At 35.2% G+C, this 24,491-nt stretch carries 27 protein-coding genes; 12 read left to right on the top strand and 15 right to left on the bottom strand.

Features of this window, described 5'->3' with window-relative positions; genetic code table 11:
* Window positions 1-45 precede the first annotated feature (45 nt).
* On the top strand, window positions 46-2,859 hold the full coding sequence (locus KHA98_RS06115; RefSeq protein WP_213256317.1) for a PAS domain-containing sensor histidine kinase: 2,814 nt from the start codon (window positions 46-48) through the stop codon (window positions 2,857-2,859).
* Between the two features lie 47 nt (window positions 2,860-2,906).
* Here KHA98_RS06115 and KHA98_RS06110 read toward each other — a convergent pair whose 3' ends face one another.
* On the bottom strand, window positions 2,907-3,350 hold the full coding sequence (locus KHA98_RS06110; RefSeq protein WP_213256315.1) for a response regulator: 444 nt from the start codon (window positions 3,348-3,350) through the stop codon (window positions 2,907-2,909).
* A gap of 218 nt (window positions 3,351-3,568) precedes the next feature.
* Here KHA98_RS06110 and KHA98_RS06105 point away from each other — a divergent pair, with 218 nt between their 5' ends.
* Window positions 3,569-4,069: a pyridoxamine 5'-phosphate oxidase family protein gene (locus tag KHA98_RS06105; protein ID WP_213256313.1), complete on the top strand. Its 501-nt coding sequence runs from the start codon at window positions 3,569-3,571 to the stop codon at window positions 4,067-4,069.
* A 402-nt stretch (window positions 4,070-4,471) separates the two neighbouring features.
* On the opposite strand, the gene KHA98_RS06100 is transcribed toward KHA98_RS06105, so the two are convergent.
* From KHA98_RS06100 to KHA98_RS06090, 3 genes are read right to left on the bottom strand one after another with little or no spacing between them, the layout of a single operon-like run.
* A complete protein-coding gene (locus tag KHA98_RS06100; protein WP_213256311.1) occupies window positions 4,472-5,185 on the bottom strand; it encodes a DUF72 domain-containing protein in 714 nt (237 codons plus the stop codon).
* Entirely contained in the window at window positions 5,182-5,961 is a 780-nt protein-coding gene (locus KHA98_RS06095) for a DNA-formamidopyrimidine glycosylase family protein (RefSeq protein ID WP_317192567.1), read from the bottom strand. Before KHA98_RS06095 ends, KHA98_RS06100 begins: the two co-directional genes overlap by 4 nt.
* A gap of 23 nt (window positions 5,962-5,984) precedes the next feature.
* Window positions 5,985-6,557 carry a YciE/YciF ferroxidase family protein gene (locus KHA98_RS06090; protein ID WP_213256309.1) on the bottom strand — a complete coding sequence of 191 codons (573 nt, stop codon included), beginning with the start codon at window positions 6,555-6,557 and terminating at the stop codon, window positions 5,985-5,987.
* A gap of 188 nt (window positions 6,558-6,745) precedes the next feature.
* Here KHA98_RS06090 and KHA98_RS06085 point away from each other — a divergent pair, with 188 nt between their 5' ends.
* Window positions 6,746-7,231, top strand: a complete 486-nt coding sequence (locus KHA98_RS06085) for a hypothetical protein (RefSeq protein WP_213256307.1) — start codon at window positions 6,746-6,748, stop codon at window positions 7,229-7,231.
* Window positions 7,232-7,313: 82 nt separating this feature from the next.
* On the opposite strand, the gene KHA98_RS06080 is transcribed toward KHA98_RS06085, so the two are convergent.
* The 4 genes from KHA98_RS06080 to KHA98_RS06065 all read right to left on the bottom strand — a co-directional run bounded on the left by KHA98_RS06080 (window position 7,314) and on the right by KHA98_RS06065 (window position 9,653).
* Window positions 7,314-7,961: a DUF5661 family protein gene (locus KHA98_RS06080; RefSeq protein ID WP_213256305.1), complete on the bottom strand. Its 648-nt coding sequence runs from the start codon at window positions 7,959-7,961 to the stop codon at window positions 7,314-7,316.
* Between the two features lie 84 nt (window positions 7,962-8,045).
* Entirely contained in the window at window positions 8,046-8,207 is a 162-nt protein-coding gene (locus KHA98_RS06075) for a DUF1328 domain-containing protein (RefSeq protein WP_073481941.1), read from the bottom strand.
* Between the two features lie 110 nt (window positions 8,208-8,317).
* Entirely contained in the window at window positions 8,318-9,403 is a 1,086-nt protein-coding gene (locus KHA98_RS06070) for a DNA topoisomerase IB (protein WP_213256303.1), read from the bottom strand.
* A gap of 10 nt (window positions 9,404-9,413) precedes the next feature.
* Window positions 9,414-9,653 carry a DUF7218 family protein gene (locus KHA98_RS06065; protein WP_213256301.1) on the bottom strand — a complete coding sequence of 80 codons (240 nt, stop codon included), beginning with the start codon at window positions 9,651-9,653 and terminating at the stop codon, window positions 9,414-9,416.
* Between the two features lie 738 nt (window positions 9,654-10,391).
* Here KHA98_RS06065 and KHA98_RS06060 point away from each other — a divergent pair.
* Window positions 10,392-10,979, top strand: coding sequence for a DUF4142 domain-containing protein (locus tag KHA98_RS06060; RefSeq protein WP_213256299.1), 588 nt, complete (start codon window positions 10,392-10,394; stop codon window positions 10,977-10,979).
* Window positions 10,980-11,201: 222 nt separating this feature from the next.
* On the opposite strand, the gene KHA98_RS06055 is transcribed toward KHA98_RS06060, so the two are convergent.
* From KHA98_RS06055 to galA, 5 genes are all read right to left on the bottom strand, one after another.
* Window positions 11,202-12,185: an aldo/keto reductase gene (locus tag KHA98_RS06055; RefSeq protein WP_213256297.1), complete on the bottom strand. Its 984-nt coding sequence runs from the start codon at window positions 12,183-12,185 to the stop codon at window positions 11,202-11,204.
* 247 nt (window positions 12,186-12,432) lie between these two features.
* A complete protein-coding gene (locus KHA98_RS06050; RefSeq protein ID WP_213256295.1) occupies window positions 12,433-13,485 on the bottom strand; it encodes an NAD(P)-dependent alcohol dehydrogenase in 1,053 nt (350 codons plus the stop codon).
* 361 nt (window positions 13,486-13,846) lie between these two features.
* Window positions 13,847-14,254: a cupin domain-containing protein gene (locus KHA98_RS06045; protein ID WP_213256293.1), complete on the bottom strand. Its 408-nt coding sequence runs from the start codon at window positions 14,252-14,254 to the stop codon at window positions 13,847-13,849.
* 306 nt (window positions 14,255-14,560) lie between these two features.
* Window positions 14,561-15,433 (bottom strand): helix-turn-helix domain-containing protein, encoded by an 873-nt coding sequence (locus KHA98_RS06040; RefSeq protein WP_213256291.1) that lies wholly within the window; start codon window positions 15,431-15,433, stop codon window positions 14,561-14,563.
* Window positions 15,434-15,785: 352 nt separating this feature from the next.
* Entirely contained in the window at window positions 15,786-18,608 is a 2,823-nt protein-coding gene (gene galA, locus KHA98_RS06035; protein ID WP_213256289.1) for a beta-galactosidase GalA, read from the bottom strand.
* Window positions 18,609-18,827: 219 nt separating this feature from the next.
* Between galA and KHA98_RS06030 the strand changes: the two genes are divergently transcribed.
* Entirely contained in the window at window positions 18,828-19,211 is a 384-nt protein-coding gene (locus tag KHA98_RS06030; protein ID WP_213256287.1) for a hypothetical protein, read from the top strand.
* Between the two features lie 133 nt (window positions 19,212-19,344).
* On the opposite strand, the gene KHA98_RS06025 is transcribed toward KHA98_RS06030, so the two are convergent.
* Both KHA98_RS06025 and KHA98_RS06020 read right to left on the bottom strand, forming a co-directional pair.
* Window positions 19,345-19,836 (bottom strand): TlpA family protein disulfide reductase, encoded by a 492-nt coding sequence (locus tag KHA98_RS06025; RefSeq protein WP_213256285.1) that lies wholly within the window; start codon window positions 19,834-19,836, stop codon window positions 19,345-19,347.
* Window positions 19,837-20,313: 477 nt separating this feature from the next.
* On the bottom strand, window positions 20,314-20,997 hold the full coding sequence (locus KHA98_RS06020) for a S24 family peptidase (RefSeq protein WP_246522173.1): 684 nt from the start codon (window positions 20,995-20,997) through the stop codon (window positions 20,314-20,316).
* Between the two features lie 304 nt (window positions 20,998-21,301).
* Between KHA98_RS06020 and KHA98_RS06015 the strand changes: the two genes are divergently transcribed.
* The 7 genes from KHA98_RS06015 to KHA98_RS05985 all read left to right on the top strand — a co-directional run bounded on the left by KHA98_RS06015 (window position 21,302) and on the right by KHA98_RS05985 (window position 24,471).
* Window positions 21,302-21,439 carry a hypothetical protein gene (locus KHA98_RS06015; RefSeq protein ID WP_213256283.1) on the top strand — a complete coding sequence of 46 codons (138 nt, stop codon included), beginning with the start codon at window positions 21,302-21,304 and terminating at the stop codon, window positions 21,437-21,439.
* Window positions 21,432-21,710: a hypothetical protein gene (locus KHA98_RS06010; RefSeq protein WP_213256281.1), complete on the top strand. Its 279-nt coding sequence runs from the start codon at window positions 21,432-21,434 to the stop codon at window positions 21,708-21,710. The genes KHA98_RS06015 and KHA98_RS06010 overlap by 8 nt, the downstream gene beginning before the upstream one ends.
* 11 nt (window positions 21,711-21,721) lie before the next feature.
* Window positions 21,722-22,432 (top strand): DUF3164 family protein, encoded by a 711-nt coding sequence (locus tag KHA98_RS06005; protein WP_213256279.1) that lies wholly within the window; start codon window positions 21,722-21,724, stop codon window positions 22,430-22,432.
* A 122-nt stretch (window positions 22,433-22,554) separates the two neighbouring features.
* Entirely contained in the window at window positions 22,555-22,755 is a 201-nt protein-coding gene (locus KHA98_RS06000) for a hypothetical protein (protein WP_213256277.1), read from the top strand.
* Between the two features lie 414 nt (window positions 22,756-23,169).
* On the top strand, window positions 23,170-23,415 hold the full coding sequence (locus KHA98_RS05995) for a hypothetical protein (RefSeq protein WP_213256275.1): 246 nt from the start codon (window positions 23,170-23,172) through the stop codon (window positions 23,413-23,415).
* Window positions 23,416-23,734: 319 nt separating this feature from the next.
* The gene (locus tag KHA98_RS05990) at window positions 23,735-24,022 is read left to right on the top strand and encodes a methyl-accepting chemotaxis protein (RefSeq protein ID WP_213256273.1); all 288 of its coding nucleotides are present in this window, start codon (window positions 23,735-23,737) and stop codon (window positions 24,020-24,022) included.
* Window positions 24,019-24,471: a CHAP domain-containing protein gene (locus KHA98_RS05985; protein ID WP_213256271.1), complete on the top strand. Its 453-nt coding sequence runs from the start codon at window positions 24,019-24,021 to the stop codon at window positions 24,469-24,471. Before KHA98_RS05990 ends, KHA98_RS05985 begins: the two co-directional genes overlap by 4 nt.
* Window positions 24,472-24,491: the final 20 nt, after the last annotated feature.

Here is a 24,491-nt window from a genome sequence, read left to right as displayed (position 1 = left end):
AATACATAAAATTTAGTTTTCCAACTCAGCAAAAAACGAATTTTAATGAACCATACAAATTACAATTTTCTTTCTAAGGGAGGCGAAATGGGTGCCCTGACACGCGCCAAAGACTGGAGCAAAACTCCTGTTGGACCGGTAGAAACATGGCCGCAAAGTTTACGCACCACTCTTGGAATTCTATTAAACTCCAAATTCCCCATGTTTTTATTCTGGGGTCCCGAACATATTTGCTTTTACAACGATGCCTATAGACCAAGTCTTGGAAATAACGGAAAACACCCTGAAATTTTAGGCCAAAAAGGTGCAGAATACTGGCCGGAAATCTGGGAATTTATCGGACCTCTTATCGATCAGGTTTTAACCGAAGGCGAAGCCACCTGGCATGAAGACCAGTTAGTGCCCATTTACAGAAATGGTAAAATTGAAGATGTATACTGGACTTTTAGCTATAGTCCGGTTATAAATGATGATGGAAAAATCACCGGAGTCCTTGTGGTATGTACTGAAACTACAGAAAAAGTAAAGATCAATAGACAGCTTGGAGAAAGTGAAAAAAAATTCAAAAGCATTATTGAGCAGATTCCGCTTGGAATTGCCATTTTAAATGGTCCGGATCTGGTTTTCGAAATGGCCAATAAAACCTATTATCAAATAGTTGATAAAACCGAGGAAGAACTCCTAAATACAGCTGTTTTTAGTACTTTTCCTCAAGTTAAAGAAACCGTTAATCCGCTCTTTAAAAAAGTTTTTGAAGAAGGAACACCCTATAGTACAGATGAACTTCAGGTTACTTTAAACCGATTTGGCAGACAGGAAGAGTGCTTTTTTAATATTGTTTTTTATCCTTTAAGGGAAGAAAGCAGTGCTATTACCGGCATAATTGTCGTTTGTTATGAAGTAACTCAATCTGTAAAAGCAAGACATGTACTGGCAGAGCGGGAAAAAGCCTTTAGAAACCTCGTGATACAATCGCCAATTGCTATGACCATTTTCAAAGGAAAAGACCATATTATTGAATTGGCAAACACTGCTATGCTCAATGAAATCTGGCAAAAACAAGAAAGTGATGTAATTGGCAAACCTGCTTTAGAAGTTTTTCCGGAATTATTAGATCAGAAATATCCAAAGCTCCTTCAGGAAGTTCTTATTGAAGGGAAAACGATTCAGGAAAACGAAGCTTTGGCTTTTATCGATATAAAGGGCAAATTAGAGAAGTTTTATCTCGATTACCAATATACCCCTCTTTTTGATAAAACGGGCGAAATTTCGGCTATAATGATTACTGTGAACAATGTTACAGACAAAGTCGATGCCCGAAAAAAAGTAGAAGAAGCGGAAGAACGTGTTCGTCTGGCTTCTGAAATTGCCGAAATCGTAACCTGGGATTTGAATATCCCGACTCAGGAACTTATTTATTCGGATAATCTGCCCGCACTTTTTGGACTTTCAAAAGAGCAGAAAATTTCAAGGCCTCAGATTTTAAGTCAGATTTATAGTGAAGATCTTCCAGTAATCGAAAAAGCGTACAAAAAAGCCTTAAAAACCCATTTTTACAAATACGAAGCCCGCATTATTAAACCAGACAGCTCAATTTCGTGGATTAGGGTTCATGGCAAAATGTTTTTTGATGAATTTAAAAATCCTGTAAAAATGCTGGGCACCATTATGGATGTTACCATCGAGAAGAACAATCAGGAAATTTTAATGAAAAGTGAAGAAAAATTCAGGCTTCTCGCCGACTCTATGCAGCAGTTTGTCTGGACCAGTGATGCCATGGGAAATTTAAACTATTTCAACCAGTCTTTATACGATTTTACCGGACTTACAAAAATTAATGTTCGCGATAACGGATGGTTGCAGGTTATTCATCCTGATGATCGAGAAGAGAATATAAACCGCTGGATGGAATCTATCAAAAGCGGAAATGAATTTTTATTTGAACACCGTTTCCTGCGTCACGACGGAAAATACAGGTGGCAGGCAAGCCACGCTATTCCGCAAAAAGACAGTAAAGGAATTATTCAAATGTGGGTAGGTACCAGCTCTGATATTCAAGAACAAAAAGACTCAACAAACTTACTGGAAACACAAGTTTTAGAGCGTACCGAAGAACTGGAAAGTAAAAATAAAGACCTCATCAATATGAATATTGAATTACAGTCTTTCGCTTATATTTCAAGCCACGATTTACAGGAACCACTTAGAAAAATTCAGACTTTCGCCAGCCGTTTAACTGACTTAGACGAACAAAATATCTCACCAAGAGCCAAAACTTATTTAGAACGAATTGAGGTTTCTGCCAAAAGAATGCAGGCGCTTATTCAGGATCTTCTCTCGTATTCGAGAACCAATTCTGCGGACAGAACTTTCGTTAAAGCCAATTTAGATGAAATTGCAGAAGAAGTTATTATGGATTTTTCTGATCGTATTGAAGAGAAAAATGCCGTCATCGATCTTCATCCTTTGGGCGAAGGAACAGTAATGCCGTTTCAATTCAGACAATTACTGCATAATTTAATTGGAAATGCATTGAAATTTTCAAGAAAAGAAATTCCGCCACGTATTGAAATCAAAGCACGTCGGGTAATTGGTCATAAACTCAATTTTAAAGTTGATTATCCGGATAAAATCTATTTCTGCCTAAGAATTGCTGATAACGGAATTGGTTTTGATGATGAATACAAAGACCGCATTTTTGAAGTTTTTCAGCGATTAAATACTGAAAGTGAATATCTTGGAACCGGAATTGGACTGGCAATCGTAAAAAAGATTGTAGAAAACCACAAAGGCGTTATAAAAGCGCATAGCGAAAAAGGCAAAGGAGCAACGTTTAAAATCTTCTTACCGGAATTATAAAGAAAAACACCAAACTCAATCGAATAAGTTTGGTGTTTTTTTTCGTTTTAAACTTTAAGTTTTGCCTTGTAAACAAAGGTTTTAAGATCTGGAACAAACGCCGTCCAGTCTATGGACAAAGCATGTTCTATTGCGTTGATGATATCTCTCATTAAAACCGGTTTTGTCACAAAATAATTCGCTCCCAGAGTGAGGCATTTTTCAATTATACCAGGCTCATTTGAGGTCGAAAAAATCACAATTGGAATGTCACTGTTTTCAGCTGAACCTTTAAGTTCATTCAAAACGTCGAATCCATTTTTTCCTGGCATATTCAAATCTAAAAAGATAACATTCGGTTTTGGAGGCGATTGTAAAATTGCATGAATCAATTTTTCTCCTCCTGAATACGTCTGCAGATTTATATCTTTTGATATCGCTTCTACCGCATCTGCAAAAAGACTCAAATCGTCTTCATCATCATCTGTGTAGAAAATTAACAAATCGTTCATATAGAAAGGGCTAAACTGTTTTTGTAAAGATAAAAAAAATCTTTTTAGGTTGAATAATACAACTAAAAATTCTCACAAAAACACCAAATTGAAATCTAATAATTTATAGCCGTAATTCTGTAAAAGTTTCCATTTGAAAAATCCCAACTTTGCTTACCGTTTATTATTAATAGATTTTTAATCAAACACTTATACTACAAACTATAAATTAAAAAGTCATGGGAGATCATAAAAACCTTACCGAAGAATTAGCTGTAAACAAAATAAAAGAGCTGGCAGAAAACATTAAAACCTGCATGTTTTGCACGTATAATAGCGACAGACTACAGTCAAGACCAATGTCTGTTCAGAAAATTGACGATTTAGGTCAGCTTTGGTTCTTATCAGATCGAAACAGCAGCCAAAATGCAGAAATTACCTTAAACCCTACTGTTGAGCTCTTTTTCGCTGAGCCGCACGATAAATTCCTAACATTACACGGAACCGCGTCGATAACGTACGAACGAAAAATAATCGAGGAATTATACGAACCAATTGTCAAAGTCTGGATGCCCGGCGGAATTGACGATCCAAACTTAAGCGCCATAAAAGTGATTCCTGAAGATGGTTATTACTGGAATAACAAACACGGAAAAATGGTCGCCATCGCAAAAATGACAGCAGCATTGGTAACCGGCAAAACAATGGATGATGGTATTGAAGGGAATTTGCAGTTGTAATACGCACACAGTTTTGTCATCTCGACGAAGGAGAGATCACACAAGAAACTCCGCAACGTATATCGCCAATCTTTGTCGATTTTCTAGTGCGATTTGCTTTGCCTGTTCGCTATCGCTCGGGTCTCATACTTCGAAATGACAAAACATATAGTCTGTCATCTCGACGAAGGAGAAATCTCCGCAAGAAACTCCGCACAGTATATCGCAAATCTTTGTCGAATTTCTAGTGCGATTTCTCATACTTCGAAATGACAAAACACATAGTCTGTCATCTCGACGAAGGAGAAATCTCCGCAAGAAACTCCGCACAGTATATCGCCAATCTTTGTGGATCAATTAGTGCGATCTCTCCTTATGTCGAGATGACAAACTGTGCCGAAAACTGTACCGAAAACTTTGCGATTAAGAAACAATCCTTTTCATCTCCAAAGCATTTAAAATTCCGGCTTCACTTGCAGTATTATTAAAATATATAAACGCTGATTTTGAAGCTATTTCATTCTTTATTTCAAGTAATTCTTCAGGTGAATAACTGGAGTAAAATAATTTCGGAATTCCGTGCAAACGAATGTAAATAAGGGGAAAATCTTTAAAAATTGTCTTGGGCAATTTTGGATAACTCACGCTGCAAAACGTAATATTGTTTTCCCGAAAGGCATTCCACACCTCTTCATTCCACCAACTGATGTGTCTAAATTCAATTACATTTTTAAAATTCAGATCCAGGCTTTGAATAATGTGTAAAAGTCGTTCTGAAGTAAAATCATAACTCGGTGGAAACTGAAATAAGACACAACCAAGCTTTTCTTTTAATCCTAAATCGCACACTTTATAAAAGTCGGAAAGCAATTTTTCGCAGTTTAAAAATCGCTTAAGATGTGTAATTTCTTTGGGCGCTTTTACCGAAAACACAAAATTTTCAGGTGTCTTATTGTACCAGTTTTCGAATATTCTGACAGTCGGAAACCTATAAAAGCTTCCATTGAACTCATACGTGTTAAAATACTGGTAATAAAATACAAACATATCCTTACCTGACAAACTGTCTGGGTAAAAAATCCCCTTCCAAAGACGATTATTGTAACTCGAGCAGCCTATTAAAATTTGATTTTTCATGTGTGAAGTTGTTGACAGTTAGAACAGAAAAAACTTCGACGATTTCTTTTCCCCGTATGCTTTCTGATGAATGGTAAATTGCATCTTAAACATTCTTTTTTGGTGTATGCGAGCCAATGTTTTTTTAATTCAAATTTTTTCTTCCAGTATAAAAATTCAAAACTATAAATCGAACATTCGGAAATAAGTTCGTCTATTTTTTCTGATGGAATTTTCCCCGTCAAAGATTCCGGGTGAATAAAGCAACGATACAAAACTTCATTTTTGATGATATTCCCTACTCCCGAAAATATATTCTGATCTAAAATGGCATCACAAATCATTTCATCCGGAATTTTATCGAGACTTTGTTTTGCTTTTTTCGGATTCCAATTCTCATTCAAAACATCTTCGCTCCAATCGTAATACTGACTCACAGGGCCTTCGAGAATCTTAACTGAACAGGTGTAAAAGTTGATTTCTCCACTTGAAAATCCTAAATGCAACCTTGGTGCGTTTTCTTTTTTCTCGTTAATTCGGTAGGTTCCAAACATCAGCATATGAATTTTTACAGTGAAATCTTCAAAGCAAATTAAAAAGTGTTTTCCCCAGGTTTTAAAGGATAGAATCGTTTTATCTTTTAAACGCTGAATATCAACGCTGCTGTTTCCTGAAACTTCAATTACTTTTTTACCGCTAAATTGTTGTGCTTCTTCTTTTAATATCAATATTGATGGACCTTCGGGCATAATTTCTGTTTTTTTAGTGATAAAAAAAAGTGCAGTTTTGTACTGCACTTTTAAGTTTTAATTCTCGGGGATTAATCTGCTTCGGCTGCTTCCAGATTGATAGCATTTACAGCAACTTCTGTCAATAATTTATCTGCACCTTTTTCTTCGTCCAGCGTTAATTCAAGTAATGAAGCTGCTTCTTCCAAGCCTAGTGTTTCAGCAAACTGTCTTAAAGTTCCGTAAGTTGCAATCTCGTAATGCTCTATTTTCTGACTTGCAGCAATGATTCCGGCATCTCTGACAACGCCAATTTCAGTTTCTTCCAAAATTCCCTTTCCTTCTTCGATTAAACCTTCCATAGCATCACATTTTTTGGCCGTTGCTTTTTTTCCAATTAAATCAAAAATTTTCTCCAGACGAGTGACATGTTCTTCTGTTTCGACCAAATGATTGTTAATCGCCGATATCAATTCTTCTGAAGTTGCATTTCTTGACATTATCGGAAGTGCTTTTGTTAATGCCTTTTCGGCCCAATACAGGTCTTTTAAGCCATCTTCAAACAATTCGGTCAATCCTGATGCTGCATTCGATTTTGGCTTCGTTACGCCTCTTTTTACTTCTTGTTTTGTTGTACTGTCTTTTTTACTATCCGTAGTTTTCATGGTAATTTGTTTTTAAATTAATAGATTATAAAATTACCATCCTCAGTTTCAGATTAGTTATAGGATTTTTTGAATAAATTTCATTCTAAACATCTGTTAATTATACAATTGCAAAAAACAATTCTATAAAGAAAACTGACCTCAACAGCACTAGATTTGTAGTATAGAAACTATAAAAATTCAATATCATGAATACTACAGATAACAAAAACAGGACTTTTAACAATAATTCGCGAAATCCAAATACTTCAGACAGAAACACTGTTATGAATGAAGAATTTTATGATTTAGACGATATGAAAGAAACTGATAATGACATTGAAGAAATCGCAAATCGAGGTTATACGGTTCGAAACGGGCATAATCCAAACAGACCAAATCCTGATGAAAGAGACGACTTGGAAGATTTAAATGATGATTTTCATAATGAGCAGGATCTTGAAGATGATAACGATGATAATTATGAAATCAAATTTGAAGATGAGCTTGATGAAGAAGAAAATGACGAATTTGACAATCCCGATGACACTTTTGAAAATGATTTTAATGAAACCGAAGATGATTTTGAAGACATCGACGACGATGAAGAAGATGAAAGCGAATACATTGAAGATGATGTACAGGAAGAAGATGATGACGAAAGTTATCCGGAAGAAGATCCAAGAAAATTTTAAATTCCCTTCTGTTTTTAAAACAATAAAGCCGTTAAATATTGATATTTAACGGCTTTATTTTAATTCTTTAAAATCCAGATTCTTAATCTCCTATTTTCTCGAGAGTCGGAATATCATCCATTTTTTGTAAACGTTCTACCAAACCAGTTCTGGCTTCGCTTAATTCCATTTCGGCTTTGCCCAATTCTTTGTACCATTCTTCTTTTCCTGTTTTTGAGTTTTCGATTTTACGCATAATTTCGTAAATCTCGCCTTCAGCTTCCATTACTTTTAATCGTTTATAATACGTGAGACTTTCCGTCATGTGCGCCAAAGCGATCATTGCTGTTAGGAACGGATGATTATTGGTCACATTTACATCGCGGATTCTTCCGTGTTCCAATTCGACTTTTAAAGCAAATGCAAATTCTTCTGTATTAAACTTTTCATGCTTGCTTTGCGGATTTAAGTAGGCTTTTATAGCTTCAACATTGTTCATTGTCGACAAATCTACATCTGTTTGTTTACTGTCCATCAAATCTTTGTAAACCACATTGGCAATAGCTCTCGCCTCTTCGTTTGTTGGATCGTTTTCGGGATTTTCGAAATCGCGCGTTCCCCAATCCCAGTTTTTAGGATGCACAGGTTTTATGTACTTTTCGCAAAAATCTGTTACATCATTTTTCAAGCTTACCATTTCGTCCTCTCTTTTGATGTAAACATCCTGATAAGCACCACTTTTTGTTCCCATGATAAATATATTTTTAAAAGATAAACGACACATATATCGAAATAGATGTGTCGTTTTTAATCGGTTATTTTACTGAATTCCAGCTTATACACTTCTTCTTCCGCTAATAAGCGAAATGATAAATAATACCAAGAATATAAAAAATAGAATTTTTGCTATACTAGCGGCTCCGGCAGCAATTCCGCCAAAACCAAATATTCCCGCAACTATTGCCAGAATAATAAATATGACTGTCCAACGTAACATAATAATTGATTTTTTGGTTAATAATGACTTTGTTTGTTACTCAAATTTCATACTTTTTAAAGAGATGTATTAACTCTAAATATTTTATTTATGACTCTATCGATGATGATTTACAATAAATTAACCTGATAATTTTCGATTAATTCTGCAAACGCAGTTTCTGATCTTGAAAAATACTTTTTGGTACTTCGGCTTTTTTTGACTTTATCAAAATACTGCTGAATTGAGCCGTCTTCATAAGTTGAAACCAACAAAGGATGAACGTAATAATTCTTGCATACATTTCGTGTATTCCCTAGCGCTTCGGCGGTTGCGTCGTATGCGATTAGGATATTTTTCTTAATTTCTTTTTCGTCAGAAGCGGTTCCAATTTCCATCAGGTTTTCAAAAAACACAATCGACGCTGCCCAGGTTCTGAAATCTTTGGCACTGAAATATTCTCCCGAAATGTTGTGTAAATATTCGTTGACCATATGGCTGTCAAGCACTTTCTTTTCGCCATTGGCATCGTAATACTTAAAAACTTCCCAACCCGGAATTTCTTCACATCGGCTTACCAATTTTATCAATTGTTTATTTCGGGTCGTAATCGTATGTTGTTTTCCTTTTTTACCAATAAACTCAAATCGTAGCGTGTTTTTATTAATATTGATATGTCGCTTGCGCAAAGTCGAAAGTCCGTACGATTTATTGTCTTTGGCGTACTTTTCATTTCCAATTCTGATGTGCGTTTCCTCCATTAACCGAATAACAAGTGCTATAACCTTATTTTTAGACCACTCCTTCTCTTCTAAATCCTGATCGACATGTTTTCTTATCGAAGGCAGTTTTTGTCCAAATTCGGCGATTTTATAGAATTTCGTCTGATTTCTGATTTGATTCCATTTTGGGTGGTAACGATATTGTTTTCTGTTTTTAACATCCAGACCCACCGCTTGTAAATGTCCGTTGGCTAAATCTGAAATTCTTACGTTTTCCCATGCAGGCGGCAAGACCAAACTGCTGAAACGCTTTAATTCGCTTTTTTGTTTAATGCAGCGTCCGTTTTTTTTATAAATAAAACCATCCTCGCCTTCGCAACGTTCAATCGGCAATTTTTGATTGCTAACGTAAACCAAATCCAATTTCTCCAATACCAAATGCGGCGATTTGATTAATTGGTTCATGATTTTTTGCTGAGCGACTTTTAGTGGCATGGTTTAGATTTTAGTTGTTTCTTAAAGAATGTATTAATGCTTTTTTATTCATGTACGAACGCCCTTTTATTCCCACTTTTATCGCTTGTTTGAGCAATTCTTCTTTTGTCCATTCTTCATAAGGCTTTGCTTTTCCGCCTTTTTCTCCTGCATCTGGCGTATTGGCAATTCGTGCTGATTTCTCTTTGCTGTAGCCTTTTTTTACCAATGCTTCATATTGTGCTTCATTCTTAATTCGTGGATCTGGCATGACATAATTTTTTAGGTTAATGATTTTGGATGTATGGTATTCCAAAGTTCATTAAAAGACAGATTTTTCTGTTATATAATTTTGGGTATAATTTTCATAATTTGAGTCTTACAGTTTTAAAGTCGAAAGTCATAAAGTCGAAAGTCATAAAGTCGAAAGTCTGGTTTGGAGCAAAATTGTATCATCGACTGAAAGTAGACCCGAGCGATAGCGAACTGGCGAAGCAAATCACACGCGGGATTCCGCAAAGTTTATCACCAATCTTTGTAGAGTTTCTAGTGCGATTTCTCATACTTCGAATGACAAACTAAGCCGATTATTAACAAAAGATAAACCCAGATTCTGCGCAAAATTGTCATTTCGACGGAGGAGAAATCACACGCGGGATTCCGCAAAGTTTATCACCAATCTTTGTAGAGTTTCTAGTGCGATCTCTCCTCCGTCGAGATGACAAACTAAACCTAGTTATTAATAAAAGACAAACCCCAGGTTCTGCGCAAAATTGTCATTTCGACTGAGGAGACCCGAGCGATAGCGAAAAGGCGAAACAAATCTTCGCAAGTAACTCCGTAATGAAAACCCAATCTTTGTAGAGTTTCGTGTGTGATCTCTCCTCCGTCGAGATGACAAACTGAACCGAAACTGTATCCAAATCATATAACAATCTCCCAAAATACTATAAGACATTCCTTAAGCTTCCTTAATACTTTTACATTATAACATTAAACTATTAAAATCATGAAAAAGATACTATTAGCCGGAAAAGTAATTTTAGGAGCGGGATTAATCATTCTGTTTTTAAACTCTTGTAAAAACGAAACCAAACAAGAAGATCCAAAAGAAGTCGCTGAAGATGCCAACGAAGCCAAATTTGATTCTATTGAAAGTAAAGAAGATGATTCTGAGTTTTTAGTAGATCAGGCTGAAATTAATTTAGCTGAAATCGAAATCGGGAAACTGGCACAGCAAAAAAGTACTAATGCCGAGGTGAAAAAATTTGGAAAAATGCTGGTTGACGAGCATACCAAATCGGCTTCTGGAGTGAGTACTTTGGCAAAGGCTAAAAACTTTACTTTACCAACTTCCCTTACTGAAGAAGGTCAGGACGAATACAATAAACTAAGCGAAAAATCGGGTGTAGATTTCGATAAAAAATTCGCCGATATGATGATCGACGGTCACGAAAAAGCGATCGATAAACTACAAAAAGCTTCTAAAGACGCCACAGATGAAGATGTGAGAATGTGGGCTTCTAACAACATAGCCGGTTTAACAGCACATTTGGAACATGCAAAAATGCTTAAGCAAAATTTGGAAAAAAAGTAATTTTTAAGGTTCTGAGATGCTAAGGTGCTAAGGTTCTGAGATACTAAGGTACTGAGGTTCTGAGACTCTAAATTGAAAAGCTTCTAAGCTCTATAATCTTTAGAATTTAAGATAAAAAAAGGCTCAAAGTAAAACTTTGAGCCTTTTTTTGTATTTCAGAAAGACGCTAGAGAAAACTTAGAACCTTAGTATCTCAGAGCCTCAGCACCTTAAAACAGCACCTTATTTCCCAACTATCTTCTGCAGATGCTCAGGATATCTCGATCCTTCAATCGCTATTTTTGAGGCAGCTTCTGTGATTTCGGTGATATCTTGCGCTGAAAGTTGTAGATTAATTGCTTCTATATTTTCCTCTAAACGGTGTAATTTTGTTGTCCCGGGAATGGGCGCAATCCATGGTTTTTGGGCTAAAATCCATGCCAGTGCAATTTGCGCATTGGTTACTCTGCGATCGGTTGCCATTTTGGTTAATACCTCAACAAATGCCTGATTTGCTTTTCTTGCTTCAGGTGCGAAACGTGGTAATGTATTTCTAAAATCAGTACTATCAAACTGGGTGTTTTCATCAATTTTTGAAGTTAAAAAACCTCTTCCAAGCGGACTAAAAGGCACAAAACCAATTCCGAGTTCTTCCAGGGTGGGAAAAACCTCATCTTCGGGATTTCTCCACCAAAGTGAATATTCGCTTTGCAACGCCGTAACGGGTTGTACCGCATGCGCACGACGAATGCTCTCTGCTCCCGCTTCTGAAAGTCCAAAGTGTTTTACTTTTCCTTCCTGAATCAAATCTTTTATCACTCCGGCAACATCCTCAATCGGAACATTCGGATCTACGCGATGTTGATAATATAAATCAATAACATCTGTATTCAGTCTTTTTAATGAACCTTCTATACTTTTTCTAATCCATTCCGGACGACTGTCTAATCCTTTTTTAGAATCACCTTCCAAAAATCCGAATTTAGTCGCAATTACGGCCTTATCGCGAAAAGGCGATAATGCCTCTCCCAATAGCTCTTCGTTTAAAAATGGTCCGTAACATTCGGCAGTGTCAAAAAAAGTAATTCCTTTTTCATAAGCCGAACGAAGTAACGCTATCATTTCTTTTTTGTCATGAGCAGGACCGTATCCAAAACTCATTCCCATGCAGCCAAGTCCCAATGCAGAGACTTCAAGACCGCTATTTCCTAGTTTACGTGTTTTCATGTTTTTCTTTTAAAGGTTCTGAGGTCCTGAGGTTCTGAGGTTCTGAGATACTAAGGCTCTGAGATACTAAGGTTCTGAGGTTTTATTCTCTGACGTTATAATCTTGGCATCTTATTTTTTTTTAAAAGGTTCTGAGATACTGAGATTCTAAGGTTCTGAGTTTTTCTTCTCGATGGTTTGTAATCTCAGAAGCTTACTTTTAAAAGCTTAGAACCTCAGTACCTTAGAACCTTAGCATCTTAATAGCTTATTTAAGCGAAGCCATATCAATTACAAAACGATATTTAATATCTCCTTTTAGTAATCTTTCGTAAGCGTTGTTTACCTCATTTACACCGATTAATTCGATATCGGCTGTGATGTTGTGTTCAGCACAGAAATCAAGCATTTCCTGAGTTTCGGCGATTCCTCCGATTGCAGATCCAGCAAAACTTCTTCTTCCTAGTAAAAGGCTGAATGAGGTTACAGGAAGCGGTTCCATTGGTGCACCAACTAGAGTTAAAGTTCCGTCTACTTTTAATAAGTTCAGATAGGAATCAATATTATGTTCGGCAGAAACACAATCCAAAATAAAGTTCAGGCTTTTAGCATGTTGTGCCATTTGGTTTGGATCTGTCGATAAAACTACTTCATCAGCTCCCAGACTTTTTGCTGCTTCAAATTTTGATGCCGATGTAGTGAAAACAACAACATGAGCGCCCATAGCTTTCGCTAATTTGATTCCCATATGTCCTAAACCACCAATTCCAACAATACCAACTTTTTGTCCAGGTCCTACTTTCCAGTGTTTTAATGGAGAATAAGTTGTGATTCCGGCACAAAGCAATGGTGCAACCCCTGCAAGGTCTAGTTTGTCAGAAATATGAAGTACATAATTTTCATCGACTACAATACTTTGAGAATATCCTCCAAAAGTTTGTCCTCCTAAATGTTTGTCCGGCGAATTGAATGTTAGTGTGCTTCCTTCGTCACAGTATTGTTCTAAATCATTTTTACAGTGATCGCATTCTCTACACGAATCAACCATACAGCCTACTCCGGCTAATTGACCTACTTTAAAGTTCTTTACGTGATCGCCCACTTTAGTTACGCGGCCTACGATTTCGTGTCCCGGAACAATTGGGTAAACTGTTCCATGCCATTCATTTCTGGCAGAATGTAAATCAGAGTGGCAGATTCCGCAATACAAAATTTCGATTTCTACATCGTGTGCTTGTACTGCTCTTCTTTTAATATCTAATGTTTTTAACGGTGCTTCGGCAGCTTCTGTTCCAAAGGCTTTAATGTCTTTTGTTTCCATAATTTTTTTTATTGTTTTTTGTTTGAAGTTGTTTTGAAATTTTTTGTTTCAGGTTTCAAGTTTCAAGTTACTGGACTTGATTGCACGCGGATTGGACGGGTTTAAACAGATAGATGCGGATTTTTTTTTATATCTATTTAATAATGATGAAGTTATGAAAAATATCTCAGGTTTTATTATAAAATAAAAATGGAATAATTTATATGTAATGTCATTTCTATTTTAAAAAAAATGCAATAAAAATCTTTCTCGTGAAGAAAATACCACAAGGCGATTATTCATTTCCCAAAATATAAAAACCTTAGCACCTTAGCATCTTAGGATCTCAGTACCTTACTATCTCAGCACCTTTAAAAAAAACCTACGCGCTCTGAAAAGAAAAATATTCTTCGTCTGTAACTTTATCCAGCCAGATTCCTGTGCCTTTGTCAATTTCTGTGATGATTACAATGTAGGAGAATGTATTAAAAGGAGTTGCGCCGTACCAGTGTTCAATTCCCGGTAAAATGGTAATTACCTCATCTTTTTTAACCAATCTGATTTCGTTTCCTTTTTCCTGATAATACCCCATTCCGTTTGTAGCTATTAATACTTGCAGGCTTGCGTTACTATGCCAGTTGCTTCTGGCTGATGGTTCAAATGATACTTCTTTAATAACTGTATTTTCAGGATGAATGTTGCTGGTTTGCTTTTTATATGACACTTCACCTGTCATATAAGTATTTGGAATTCTTCCTTCTTCGGTCACGGTGGTGTATGGTGTCGACATAATTTACGTTGTTTTAGGTTAATAATGTATTTTAAAAGTTATTGCAAACTATCTTTCGATAGAAAAATCAGAATATCCGGCCTCTTAAAAAAGAGACTTAGCGTCAATTATTCTTTAAAATGTAACTATTATTTTATATCAGGCCTTTAAAACTAAACCGTAAAGCGGGGACATCGCTTTTATGAAGTATTTTTTAGTCTTTAAATACCGATAAATGATTTATGCATTAATCTGGGACAAATGTAGTGCAATACCGCAATCCGAAAATTACAATATTCAAACAAAAAATTATGAAAATGAAACAATTTACGTTCTTAACGATTTTGGAACCGTTCCTGTAAGTCTTTTAAAATAATTATTGAAGTAACTCGGATATTCAAATCCTAAAGAATAACCAATATCTGAAATACTCCAGTCTGTATGCTGCAAAAGTGCTTTTGCTTCATTGATAACGCGATCTGTAATGTGCGAAGTTGTGGGTTTTCCTGTCACTTCTTTTACAGAGCGATTTAAATGATTTACATGCACAGCAAGGCTTTGCGCGTAATCCTGAGGCGTTTTTAATAAAAGTGGCTGGTCTTTTGTTTCAATCGGGAATTGCCTTTCTAATAATTCTAAAAACAATGAGGTAATTCTGGAAGAAGCATTTTTGGGTTTAAAGAAATTTTCCGAAGGTTGCATTTTCATGGATTCATGCAAAATCAAATTGATATAATTACGCATTAAATCGTCTTTGAAGGCATAATCTGTTGCTTGCTCTTCGATCATTTTCTGAAATAAAGAATCGATAAAAACCTTTTGTTCAGGCTTTAAAGAAAAAATAGGTGTTCCGCCAATTTTAAACAAAGGCGATTCGTGAAGTGTTTCTGAACGCTCTTTTGATCTTAGGAATTCTTCGGTAAAAACACAGGCATAACCATGATGCTCCGGAGAAATAAATTCCCATGAATATGGAATAATCGGATTTCCGAAAAACAGAAAGGTTCCGTCTGTTTCTATTCCGCGATCGGCGTAATGTATAAGACTTTTACTGGTATTGATGCATATTTTGTAAAAATCCCTGCGGTTGTAGGTCGGAATTTTACTTACATCTCCATTTACTTCGTATACTTTAAAGCCTTTTAATTGTAAATCTAAAGTATTAAAATCGCAATTGTTGTTTTCTGTCTGATTTTCCATTTTGCAAAGTTATGAAAATCAAACATTATTCTTTTGTTAATTTTTTGTTTCAGGTTTCATGTTTCATGTTTTAAGTTTCATGTTTAACCACAAAGGGCGCTAAGGTCTACGTAATCCCGATAGCTATCAGGAGCCAAGTTTTTTTTGAAATACGCTCGCAAAGTCGCGAAGTCGCAAAGTTTTATCGCGCATTTATGTCTTCCTGAGCGGAGTCGAAGGACACACAAGTTGCTCCACATGCAATGTCACAGCATACGTATATCCTTCGACTCCGCTCAGGAGGACAAATCTGTATTGCTAAATTAGCGTAAAAATTTCTTCACGTTGATTGCGCTAGCGTTACGTATAAAATCTATTTTACAACGATTGTTCCTGTTTTTACTCCTTTCGCGGAAGCGGATAAAACCACTTCTTTAGCATTTTCATCCTTTTGAATGATGATTTGGGCATAACCATTAAAAAGCTGTCTCTTCCATGGTTTTGCTGACGTTATGATTTGTATAATGCCTGGATCTGTGTTCATTACATCCCAGTCTTTTACTTTTTGCAATGGTGTTGCAGCAATATGTATGGTGTTTTTGCCTTGTTTTAAAATAACTGAATTCAAAATATACTTTTGAGCATCTTCTACGCTTGGTTCTACTTTATTTCCGTTAATAAAAACCGCTGTTTCTACTCCTATTTTCTTGTAAAAGAAACTTATAATGTTTGCATTAGGACTGTCTTTTAGCTCAAATTCTCCTTTATAAATATATGATGGTGCCTGATTTTTGTAATCACGGTCTTTAAAAGCTGTTTTCCAGTCGTTTTCGGCATAATTTGATAATTGCTGAGGCAAAGTTGCTATTGTTCCTTTTTGCTCCTTTAAATCGGTTATATTAACTAACGAAAGGGCATCAATAAACTGATCGTTTTCTAATGAAGTAGGATCTCCGTTTCCTACGCCTAAAATTTTACCGCCTTTTATTGAAAATGCAATTTCATCATTTGCTGTTGGTACGTGCAAGCCGTTGTTGTCCGTGACTTCGACTGTAATAACCGAAACATTTCCTTTAGCTACATTTTCTTTGTCTACGGTTAATTTTATGTTTTCTGCTTTTCCGGTTGTTTTCTGAGTTTCGGTCAATACTTTTTTACCGTTTTTATAGCCAATTGCTTCCAAATTTCCTGGCGTGTATTTTACTTTCCATTCTAAATGGCTGTTAAGTTCCATTTTCTTTTTGCCTAAACTTTTCTTGTTCAGGAAAAGTTCTACTTCATCACAATTAGATTGCACCCAGACATCGATTTCTTTGCCTTCCATTCCACTCCAGTTCCAGTGTGGCATAATGTGCAAAACGGGTTGATTTCCCCACCATGATTTAAGATAAAATACATTGTCTTTCGGGAAACCGCAAACATCCATCATTCCGAAATAAGACGTTACAGATGGCCAGCCATAAGGCGTTGGTTCTCCGCGGTAATCAAATCCTGTCCAGATAAACATTCCCGCCAAATAAGGTCTTTCGGTATAAAACTTCCAGCCTTCTTCTATACTGTAAAAAGTGGGCCTCGGTTTTTGATCGTAGGCACTTTTATAATGTTTGGCATCATCAGTAAAATAAATACCGCGGGTTGTAAAGGTGGAGCCTTCCTCCGTTCCCATTCCGGGTTGTTGTTTGAATTCATTTCGATGTGCATCAATATCTCCGTTTCCAAGATAATTGTATCCCATGATTTCAACAACAGATGAAATTCCGCTTTTAAATCCGCTACTAATTCCTACTGTAACTGGTCTTGTCGGATCGATACTTTTTGCAAAATCCTGCATCGTAGTTGTAATGCGCTCTCCCACGATATTTCCTTCAATATTCCATTCTTCATTTCCAACAGACCAACAGAAAATACTTGGATGATTTCGGTCGCGTTTCATCATTCTTTCCAAATCATTCAAATGATAGTCATTAATTCCCATTAAACGGGTTTCATCAATTACAAGCATTCCGAGTTTATCGCACGCATAAAGTAATTCCGGCGTTGGCGGATGATGCGAACAACGATAGGCATTCGAACCCATTTCTTTCAGTTTCTGAATTCTATAATACTGAAGTTCATCGGGCAACGCGGTTCCAATTCCTGCATGATCCTGATGATTGTTGGTTCCTTTTAATTTTAAAGGTTTTCCGTTGAGGAAAAATCCTTTTTCGGCATCAAACTTAATCGTTCTGATTCCGAAAGACGTTTCATAACTGTCAATTATTTTTCCGTTTTGCTTTAACTGAGTTTCCAAACGATATAAATTCGGCGCATCAATATCCCATAAAACCGGATTTTTGACCTTTAGATTTGAGGTGAAATTGGCTGTTTTATAAAATTCAGGAACTGCAACATTTTCAGAAGATGTCGCAATTTTTTTATTCGAAGCATCAAAAATGGTCTGGATAATTTCGACTGAACCTTTGTAATTTCCTTTGTTTTCAATGGTTACTTCTGCTTTTATTTCGGTATTATTATCTTTAATTTCAGAAGTTACATAAGTTCCGTTTGTCGCAACATGCACCGGATTTGTTTTCTGTAAATACACATGTCTGTAAATTCCCGCACCTTCATAAAACCAGCCTTCTTCCATTGAAGCATCGGCACGAACTACGATTGCATTCTCTCCATTATAATTTACATAAGCGGTAACATCGTATTCAAATCCGTTATAACCGCTTTCTTCTGTTCCGAGATAATATCCGTTAAAGAATACTTTTGAATTCCTGAAAACACCATCGAACTTTAGCGAAATGATTTTGCTTTTATCTGTTTCGGGAATATTAATTTTCTTTCTATACCAGCCAATGCTTTTCTCCGGAAAACCTTTTCCGGCGGTTTTAAATCCGTGACTGAAACTGCCGCTTTCGCTAAAAGGCTGCTCTACTGCCCAATCGTGAGGTAAATCGAGTTTTCGCCATGCACGATCATCAAAGTCTTTTGCAGCGGGACCATCTCCAAATCCTGTTTTCGTTAAATAAGAGAAATAACCCGTGGCGTGTCCGAAATCTTTATCAGTATCATATAAATGTCCGAATGAAAAACGCCAGTCTTTGTCTATCAAAATTAATTCCCGATCTGATTTACTTTGGGCAAAAACAAAACCTGAAGACAAAAAAATAAAAACGGCAAAAGCTCTTTTGAAAATAGTAATTCTCATGAAAAAATGGTTTGGTAAAGTTAAATAGCGTAAGAGGCTAAAATTAAGTTTTAAAAGTGATTCCTGTTAATAGTATTTTATCAAAAACATAAAGTATAACCGTTGTACAGTTAACTAAAAAAGGCTATTAAAAATTTAGAATCATTCTATTGGCGCTACTTTCAAAAATGATTTTCTTTTGATGTAATTTTATACTAAAATTTAAAAGACAGAGAGTATATGAGTGTTATAAAAGATGAAAAAAAGCTTCTTAGTACCATTAAACGCATCGATGAAAAGATCGATAAGATTAATGATCAAAAGATAGTTGCCTTTTTTGATTCTCTTGGATTAACCGAAAGAGAAGATGTTCCCAAAGATTTTCTGGATTGGGATACGATTCTTATTGTCGTACCCGATCGTCACATTTCCCACGAATTAAAATATTATAAATTCTCCATATCAAGACTTTTTTTTGTAACTAATCCGTACGCAGATCAAATTCATATTTATGATTTTGACGAGTGGAAAAATGTTACGCGAAATAAAACACAGTTTCAGATTAGGGAAATGATGAAAACAAGCTTTGGAGGCGTAAAAGGTCACGCAACAGAAGACGAGTAACAAAACAAAAGCCCAATTCTAACGAATTGGGCTTTTGTTTTGGTTTCAGGTTTCAGGTTTCAGGTTTCAAGTTTCAGGTTTAACCGTAGTTCAACAACTTGGAACTTGAAACATGAAACTAAACTGAAACAAATTATTTAGTCAACAAACCGTTAACCATATCTTCCAAAGCTTTTCCGTGAATGTTTTTTGCTAAGATGATTCCATTTTTATCAATTAAAAAATTCAACGGAACTGATTGAAGCATATAATCTAAAGCTGCCGGAGATTTCCAGTACTGCAAATCACTTACTTGTGTCCATGTTAGTTTTCCTTTTGCTATAGCGCCAGTCCACAAAGGTTTTTTAGTATCCATAGAAACACTGTAAATCGACAATTTATCCGGATAAGTTGTATTCAATTTCTTCAATAAAGGTTGTTCTTTTATACATGGTCCGCACCATGATGCCCAAAAGTCGATTAAAACCAAAGAACCTCTAAATGAAGTCAAGGCAACATTGTTTCCTTTTGTATCGGGAAGATCAATTTCGGGAGCTATATCTCCAACATCAAGTCCAACAACCTGAGCATTTGATTTTGTGATTGTTAAAAGCAAGAATGCTAAAATGAGTACAGTTTTTTTCATAGTTAAGTTTTTTTTTAGATAATTGGAGTGTTTTTATTTCTTTATTATCGTACTATTTACCCTTTCAACATAAGGAGAAATCGCACTCGAAACGATGCAAAGTAAATCGCCAATCTTTGTCGACAAACTAGTGCGATTTCTCCTTACGTCGAAATGACACAAATTGAGAATAAATCGGTAAGCAAATATAAATTTTCTTTGCGAAACCTGTAGACTACAACAGCACTTTCTCCTGCTCCAATCATAAAATTATGCTAAATATTTTTTTGCTTATTTGACATATAACAGGCTAATAATTTATTACATATATAAATTGATACGATCAAAAAACATCTGGACTATTATACATTATTTTACAATACTGTAAAGAAACATAACAATTGCACCAGACTTCTTAACAACTTTTTTTTGAGCTGAAGTTATATTGACATTTACACTTTCAAAAAACTTGATTTAATTGTAATTTTTAACAACCTATTACATCATCGTATTAATACGAATACTCGCTTTTATCAAAGCCAATGCAGATATTTTTGAAATGTGAATATCTTTTGGCTGATGATGTGAATTCTGACTTACCAATTTCACATAGTCTTGTCCTTGTTCCGATTTTTGAACATATTTCACCGTAATATATTCTTCCCAGTCATTTAGTTTTACGCTTAGAAGATACATTTCGCCAAAGAAGATATTTTCAAATTCTGTTTCCTTATACAAAATAATATCTCCCGATTTTAATAACGGATACATACTATCTCCTGTTACAGAAATTGCTCCATCACATTTTGGAAGATTCGGAATTTTTATAGTATCCAGAATTCTTTGTGGTTCTCCACTACTAAAAAGTTCCCTTAAACCTGCAACAGCTTCTAAATCATATAAAGGTATTTCCTGACTTGCTTGCAGAGAATCAACTGTTTTTCTATCATTATTCATAATCACCAGGCTTGTATTTTCTTCTTTAATCATTGTACCATTTCCTGTTAATAGCCATTCTGAATTTAAGTCTGGATAGTGATGTAATATTTTACACGCTTTATCTGTTCCCATATTACTGCTATTGTCTAAAAATTTATTAGAAAATCCTAAATCATTACAAAACTTATACTTAGTAATCCCTTTATAATCAAGATATTCCCGCACTCTTTCCGTTGACCCCATAAAAAGATGTATTATTTTACGTTAAAAATTTGTTTTCATGTATTATTTTACATTATATTTGCAAAGTAAAGAAAAATAAAATTGAAAAACAAGGGATTAAGGCAGAAAATATATTAGAAATATAAATCTACTAAACTAAAAACAACTTTTAATAAATTGATTTTCAATATATAAAACAACAAAAATATGAAACATAAAAATACTACCATAAAAACCAAAAAGAATGTAAAATACTACGCATGCAAAAAATAATCCTTAATAAGAATAAAAAAAACTAGACTAAAAAACTTTAAATCAAATTGAAATGGCAAAAAATCAAATCAAAGAAAAAATTCGGGAACTGGAAAATTGGCTGATTGAAAACCCGAGTAGCCCTGAAAGAAGCTTAATCGAATCTGACATTAAAAAATTAAAAAATCAATTAGAGAAAAATCATGAGTAACACACAAATCGAAGAACGTATTGCAACATTATATCTGGCACTTCAATATTGTTCTGAAAAAAAGAAAACTTTTACTGCTGGAGAAAGAATCTGTATTAATCAAGAGCGTTTTCAATGGATTCATATTCTAGAAAACGAAGCCGCTATTCCCCGCCCTGTTTCTGTAAATATTGAAAATAAACTAAAAGAGGTTTTGAGACTTGCTCTTCAAAATAATTTTAAACCCTATTATGGAGATCCTTTTAAAGAAGAAATTTTATTAAACGCCTAAAACCAGATATCATGAACACTTCAACAGCAAACAATTTCAAAACTATGGACTTATCTCAATTTTCTGCTCAACAATTAAAAGAAGCTTTAAATCAAATTGAAAGCAAAAAACTGGAAGAAAGAGATGCTTATAAAAAATTAGTGGCAGAAACTATCCCAAAAGCACTTTCCAGACTACATGAAACATCTGAAATGATGAGAAATGCAAAAACCGAAACTTTCCAGTTATTTGAAACTATTCTGGATTTAAAAAATCAGGTTTATGGTTTTAAAGAAAAACAAATGTCGCATACTTTTTCTAATGATAAGGAAGAAATTACCATTGGCTACCGAATTAACGAAGGTTGGGACGATACGGTAACAATTGGAATTGAGAAAGTTCAGAATTACATTTCGTCGCTTTCTACAAGCAGAGAAACGGCTTCGCTGGTCAAAATTGTTTTCAATCTCTTAAAAAAAGATGCTAAAGGAAATTTGAAAGGATCTCGAGTTTTAGAACTTCAAAAACTAACAAAAGAATTTAATAATGAGGAATTTACAGATGGTGTAGAAATTATCGCTTCTTCTTTTAAACCTGTGCGTTCCAGCTGGTTTATTGAAGCCAACAGAATTGATGAAAATGGTATAAAAACCAATATTCCGTTATCGATGTCTTCTGTTGATTTTTTACAAGGATATGCTTTCAATTTCTTTAACCAAAACGAACAAAACCATGCAGCTTAATCACGACATTTATTTATCACTGTTACTAACTATCTTGTTAATCCTGACGAATTTAAAGCCAATACTTTTATTTAGAGAATGGTTTTCTTTCAAATTAAAAACAACTTTAAAACAATACTTAAATGAGCGTAAAAATAAAACCAATTACAGATCATGAAAGCTACAAAGTAAACGAACATACGATCTTTAAAGACGGACTCGGAAACTGGAACTGCACTAATGATTTATCCAGCAAAGAACGTCGGGCTTTTTATCAGTACGAAAGTATTGTGATTAAAAATCCTAGATTCAAAAAACACACCACAGCCACTTACAGAGGCTAAAAATGACCTTCAAACTTGCAGCCGATACATGTGAGTAAAAAAAATGGTTCCTGATTCTTCTTCCTTTTGAAGAGAACCAGGAACCGGAAAATCGGGCGATTTCTGCCCTAATAAAATAACAGCCAAAACGCATTCTTTCTATTGGAATCCAAACTTGAAAAGGTTTTGGAAACAGGATTGTCATGCGGGGTTTGCTGACCTAGATTGTTAAATAAAATCTTTAACAAACATTACCTCAGAACGAGGTTTACTATAAAAATGGCATTGAGAATTAAAACCATTCATTAAAAATGATCAAATGGTTTTGGCTGTCTAAATATCATGTCATCAAATAAATATTCAAAGCAATTAACTATTCAAACTTCGTTCTTCTTAAAACTTTTTCTTTTTTCTATCATTCAAAATATATCTCTCATGCCTATATCTTCAAACAGAAGCCTCGGAATTCAAAAAAATAAATTAATGCGTTACAAGCTTATTAAAGAGCTGTATCAAAAACACAAAACAGAAGATATTCCAACTACTGTGGTGTGGCGTAAATACGTATATCCAGTTTACCCGATTTCGAGAACTACTTTGTACGAAATTCTATGTACACCTATAACATCTGAACTAAAAAAAATCGAAGAACTTATGGGCAACAAGGAAAAATCTTCTTAATCAACATAAAAGAAAAATTATTCTTTTTTAAATCTTCAAAAACATCCTTTTTGTGATGCAAAGATGAGTCATTTACTTCATCTAAAACGACTTCTGTTCGCTTTCCTTACAACTCTGTAAAGCCCTAGAATACAAATGTTCGCAGACCTTGCATGCATTTTTTTCAGGGCTTTTTTCACCCAATCTTTGCAATGTCAAAAGGAAACAATTGCGCTCTTCAAACCAGAAAAAAATGGTTCTGCTTCCTCCAAAAAATATCACTTCAGGTCTATTCCTGAAAACAGCTTTAATCCAATATTCAATTTTACAATAACATTTAATGGAACAATTTCTATACCCCACTCTTACGGCATTTTTTGCCGCTTTTATAACCTGGCTTTTCTCGATGCGAAAATCACTCGCAGAAGATCGTGCCGCCGAACTTGACAATGCGGTAAGCGCCGTAAAATATTACCGAGATCTTCTTGATGACATTACGGCACGCCTTACCGCTGCAACAGAAACCATCAAAAAAATGGAAATACAACACAAAGAATTAATGCTTATAAACCAACAATTGGTTGATGAATTACAAAAATTTAAACAGCTAAACGGAAAAACATCATGACACTTGCCCAAAAAACTTTAGAAATCGCCACCGCTCAAATTGGCGTCGAAGAAATTCCGAGAAACAGTAACGCCGGTCCTGAAGTTGAAATTTATTTAAAAAGCGTGGGGCTTAGCAGAGGTTATGCCTGGTGCATGGCTTTTATCTACTGGTGTACGCAAAGAGCTTCGCTACAGATTAACGAAAAAAATCCTTTAAAGAAAACCGGTGGTGTTTTAGATCAATACAATTCTAGATCGCTTTTGGTAAAAAAAACACCTCAGCCTGGTGATGTATTTATCATGGATTTTAAAAACGGAACCGGGCATGCCGGATTTATAGAAAAAGTAGTCGGAAACACGATTTATACTATTGAAGGAAACACAAACGATTTCGGTGGTCGGGAAGGCTACAAAGTGGCCAGACGAAAACGCAATATCACCAGTGCAAAAGGCTTTTTACGCCTCTAAAAACAAATTTTATAAACCCA

The sequence above is a fragment of the Flavobacterium branchiicola genome, from assembly GCF_018383905.1.
Classification (GTDB): domain Bacteria; phylum Bacteroidota; class Bacteroidia; order Flavobacteriales; family Flavobacteriaceae; genus Flavobacterium; species Flavobacterium branchiicola.
This window is presented reverse-complemented; position numbering and strand designations above follow the sequence as displayed.

What these genes read in the sequence shown, in the direction of transcription:
- KHA98_RS06040 (WP_213256291.1), bottom strand. Translation starts at nt 15,433, where the DNA reads ATGGAAAATCAGACAGAAAACAACAATTGCGATTTTAATACTTTAGAT.
- KHA98_RS06030 (WP_213256287.1), top strand. Translation starts at nt 18,828, where the DNA reads ATGAGTGTTATAAAAGATGAAAAAAAGCTTCTTAGTACCATTAAACGC.
- KHA98_RS06115 (WP_213256317.1), top strand. Translation starts at nt 46, where the DNA reads ATGAACCATACAAATTACAATTTTCTTTCTAAGGGAGGCGAAATGGGT.
- KHA98_RS06090 (WP_213256309.1), bottom strand. Translation starts at nt 6,557, where the DNA reads ATGAAAACTACGGATAGTAAAAAAGACAGTACAACAAAACAAGAAGTA.
- KHA98_RS06050 (WP_213256295.1), bottom strand. Translation starts at nt 13,485, where the DNA reads ATGGAAACAAAAGACATTAAAGCCTTTGGAACAGAAGCTGCCGAAGCA.
- galA (WP_213256289.1), bottom strand. Translation starts at nt 18,608, where the DNA reads ATGAGAATTACTATTTTCAAAAGAGCTTTTGCCGTTTTTATTTTTTTG.
- KHA98_RS06065 (WP_213256301.1), bottom strand. Translation starts at nt 9,653, where the DNA reads ATGCCAGATCCACGAATTAAGAATGAAGCACAATATGAAGCATTGGTA.
- KHA98_RS06085 (WP_213256307.1), top strand. Translation starts at nt 6,746, where the DNA reads ATGAATACTACAGATAACAAAAACAGGACTTTTAACAATAATTCGCGA.
- KHA98_RS06100 (WP_213256311.1), bottom strand. Translation starts at nt 5,185, where the DNA reads ATGAAAAATCAAATTTTAATAGGCTGCTCGAGTTACAATAATCGTCTT.
- KHA98_RS06075 (WP_073481941.1), bottom strand. Translation starts at nt 8,207, where the DNA reads ATGTTACGTTGGACAGTCATATTTATTATTCTGGCAATAGTTGCGGGA.
- KHA98_RS06070 (WP_213256303.1), bottom strand. Translation starts at nt 9,403, where the DNA reads ATGCCACTAAAAGTCGCTCAGCAAAAAATCATGAACCAATTAATCAAA.
- KHA98_RS06055 (WP_213256297.1), bottom strand. Translation starts at nt 12,185, where the DNA reads ATGAAAACACGTAAACTAGGAAATAGCGGTCTTGAAGTCTCTGCATTG.
- KHA98_RS06000 (WP_213256277.1), top strand. Translation starts at nt 22,555, where the DNA reads ATGAGCGTAAAAATAAAACCAATTACAGATCATGAAAGCTACAAAGTA.
- KHA98_RS05985 (WP_213256271.1), top strand. Translation starts at nt 24,019, where the DNA reads ATGACACTTGCCCAAAAAACTTTAGAAATCGCCACCGCTCAAATTGGC.
- KHA98_RS06105 (WP_213256313.1), top strand. Translation starts at nt 3,569, where the DNA reads ATGGGAGATCATAAAAACCTTACCGAAGAATTAGCTGTAAACAAAATA.
- KHA98_RS06015 (WP_213256283.1), top strand. Translation starts at nt 21,302, where the DNA reads ATGGCAAAAAATCAAATCAAAGAAAAAATTCGGGAACTGGAAAATTGG.
- KHA98_RS06110 (WP_213256315.1), bottom strand. Translation starts at nt 3,350, where the DNA reads ATGAACGATTTGTTAATTTTCTACACAGATGATGATGAAGACGATTTG.
- KHA98_RS06060 (WP_213256299.1), top strand. Translation starts at nt 10,392, where the DNA reads ATGAAAAAGATACTATTAGCCGGAAAAGTAATTTTAGGAGCGGGATTA.
- KHA98_RS06080 (WP_213256305.1), bottom strand. Translation starts at nt 7,961, where the DNA reads ATGGGAACAAAAAGTGGTGCTTATCAGGATGTTTACATCAAAAGAGAG.
- KHA98_RS06025 (WP_213256285.1), bottom strand. Translation starts at nt 19,836, where the DNA reads ATGAAAAAAACTGTACTCATTTTAGCATTCTTGCTTTTAACAATCACA.
- KHA98_RS05990 (WP_213256273.1), top strand. Translation starts at nt 23,735, where the DNA reads ATGGAACAATTTCTATACCCCACTCTTACGGCATTTTTTGCCGCTTTT.
- KHA98_RS06010 (WP_213256281.1), top strand. Translation starts at nt 21,432, where the DNA reads ATGAGTAACACACAAATCGAAGAACGTATTGCAACATTATATCTGGCA.
- KHA98_RS06045 (WP_213256293.1), bottom strand. Translation starts at nt 14,254, where the DNA reads ATGTCGACACCATACACCACCGTGACCGAAGAAGGAAGAATTCCAAAT.
- KHA98_RS06005 (WP_213256279.1), top strand. Translation starts at nt 21,722, where the DNA reads ATGAACACTTCAACAGCAAACAATTTCAAAACTATGGACTTATCTCAA.
- KHA98_RS05995 (WP_213256275.1), top strand. Translation starts at nt 23,170, where the DNA reads ATGCCTATATCTTCAAACAGAAGCCTCGGAATTCAAAAAAATAAATTA.
- KHA98_RS06020 (WP_246522173.1), bottom strand. Translation starts at nt 20,997, where the DNA reads ATGGGGTCAACGGAAAGAGTGCGGGAATATCTTGATTATAAAGGGATT.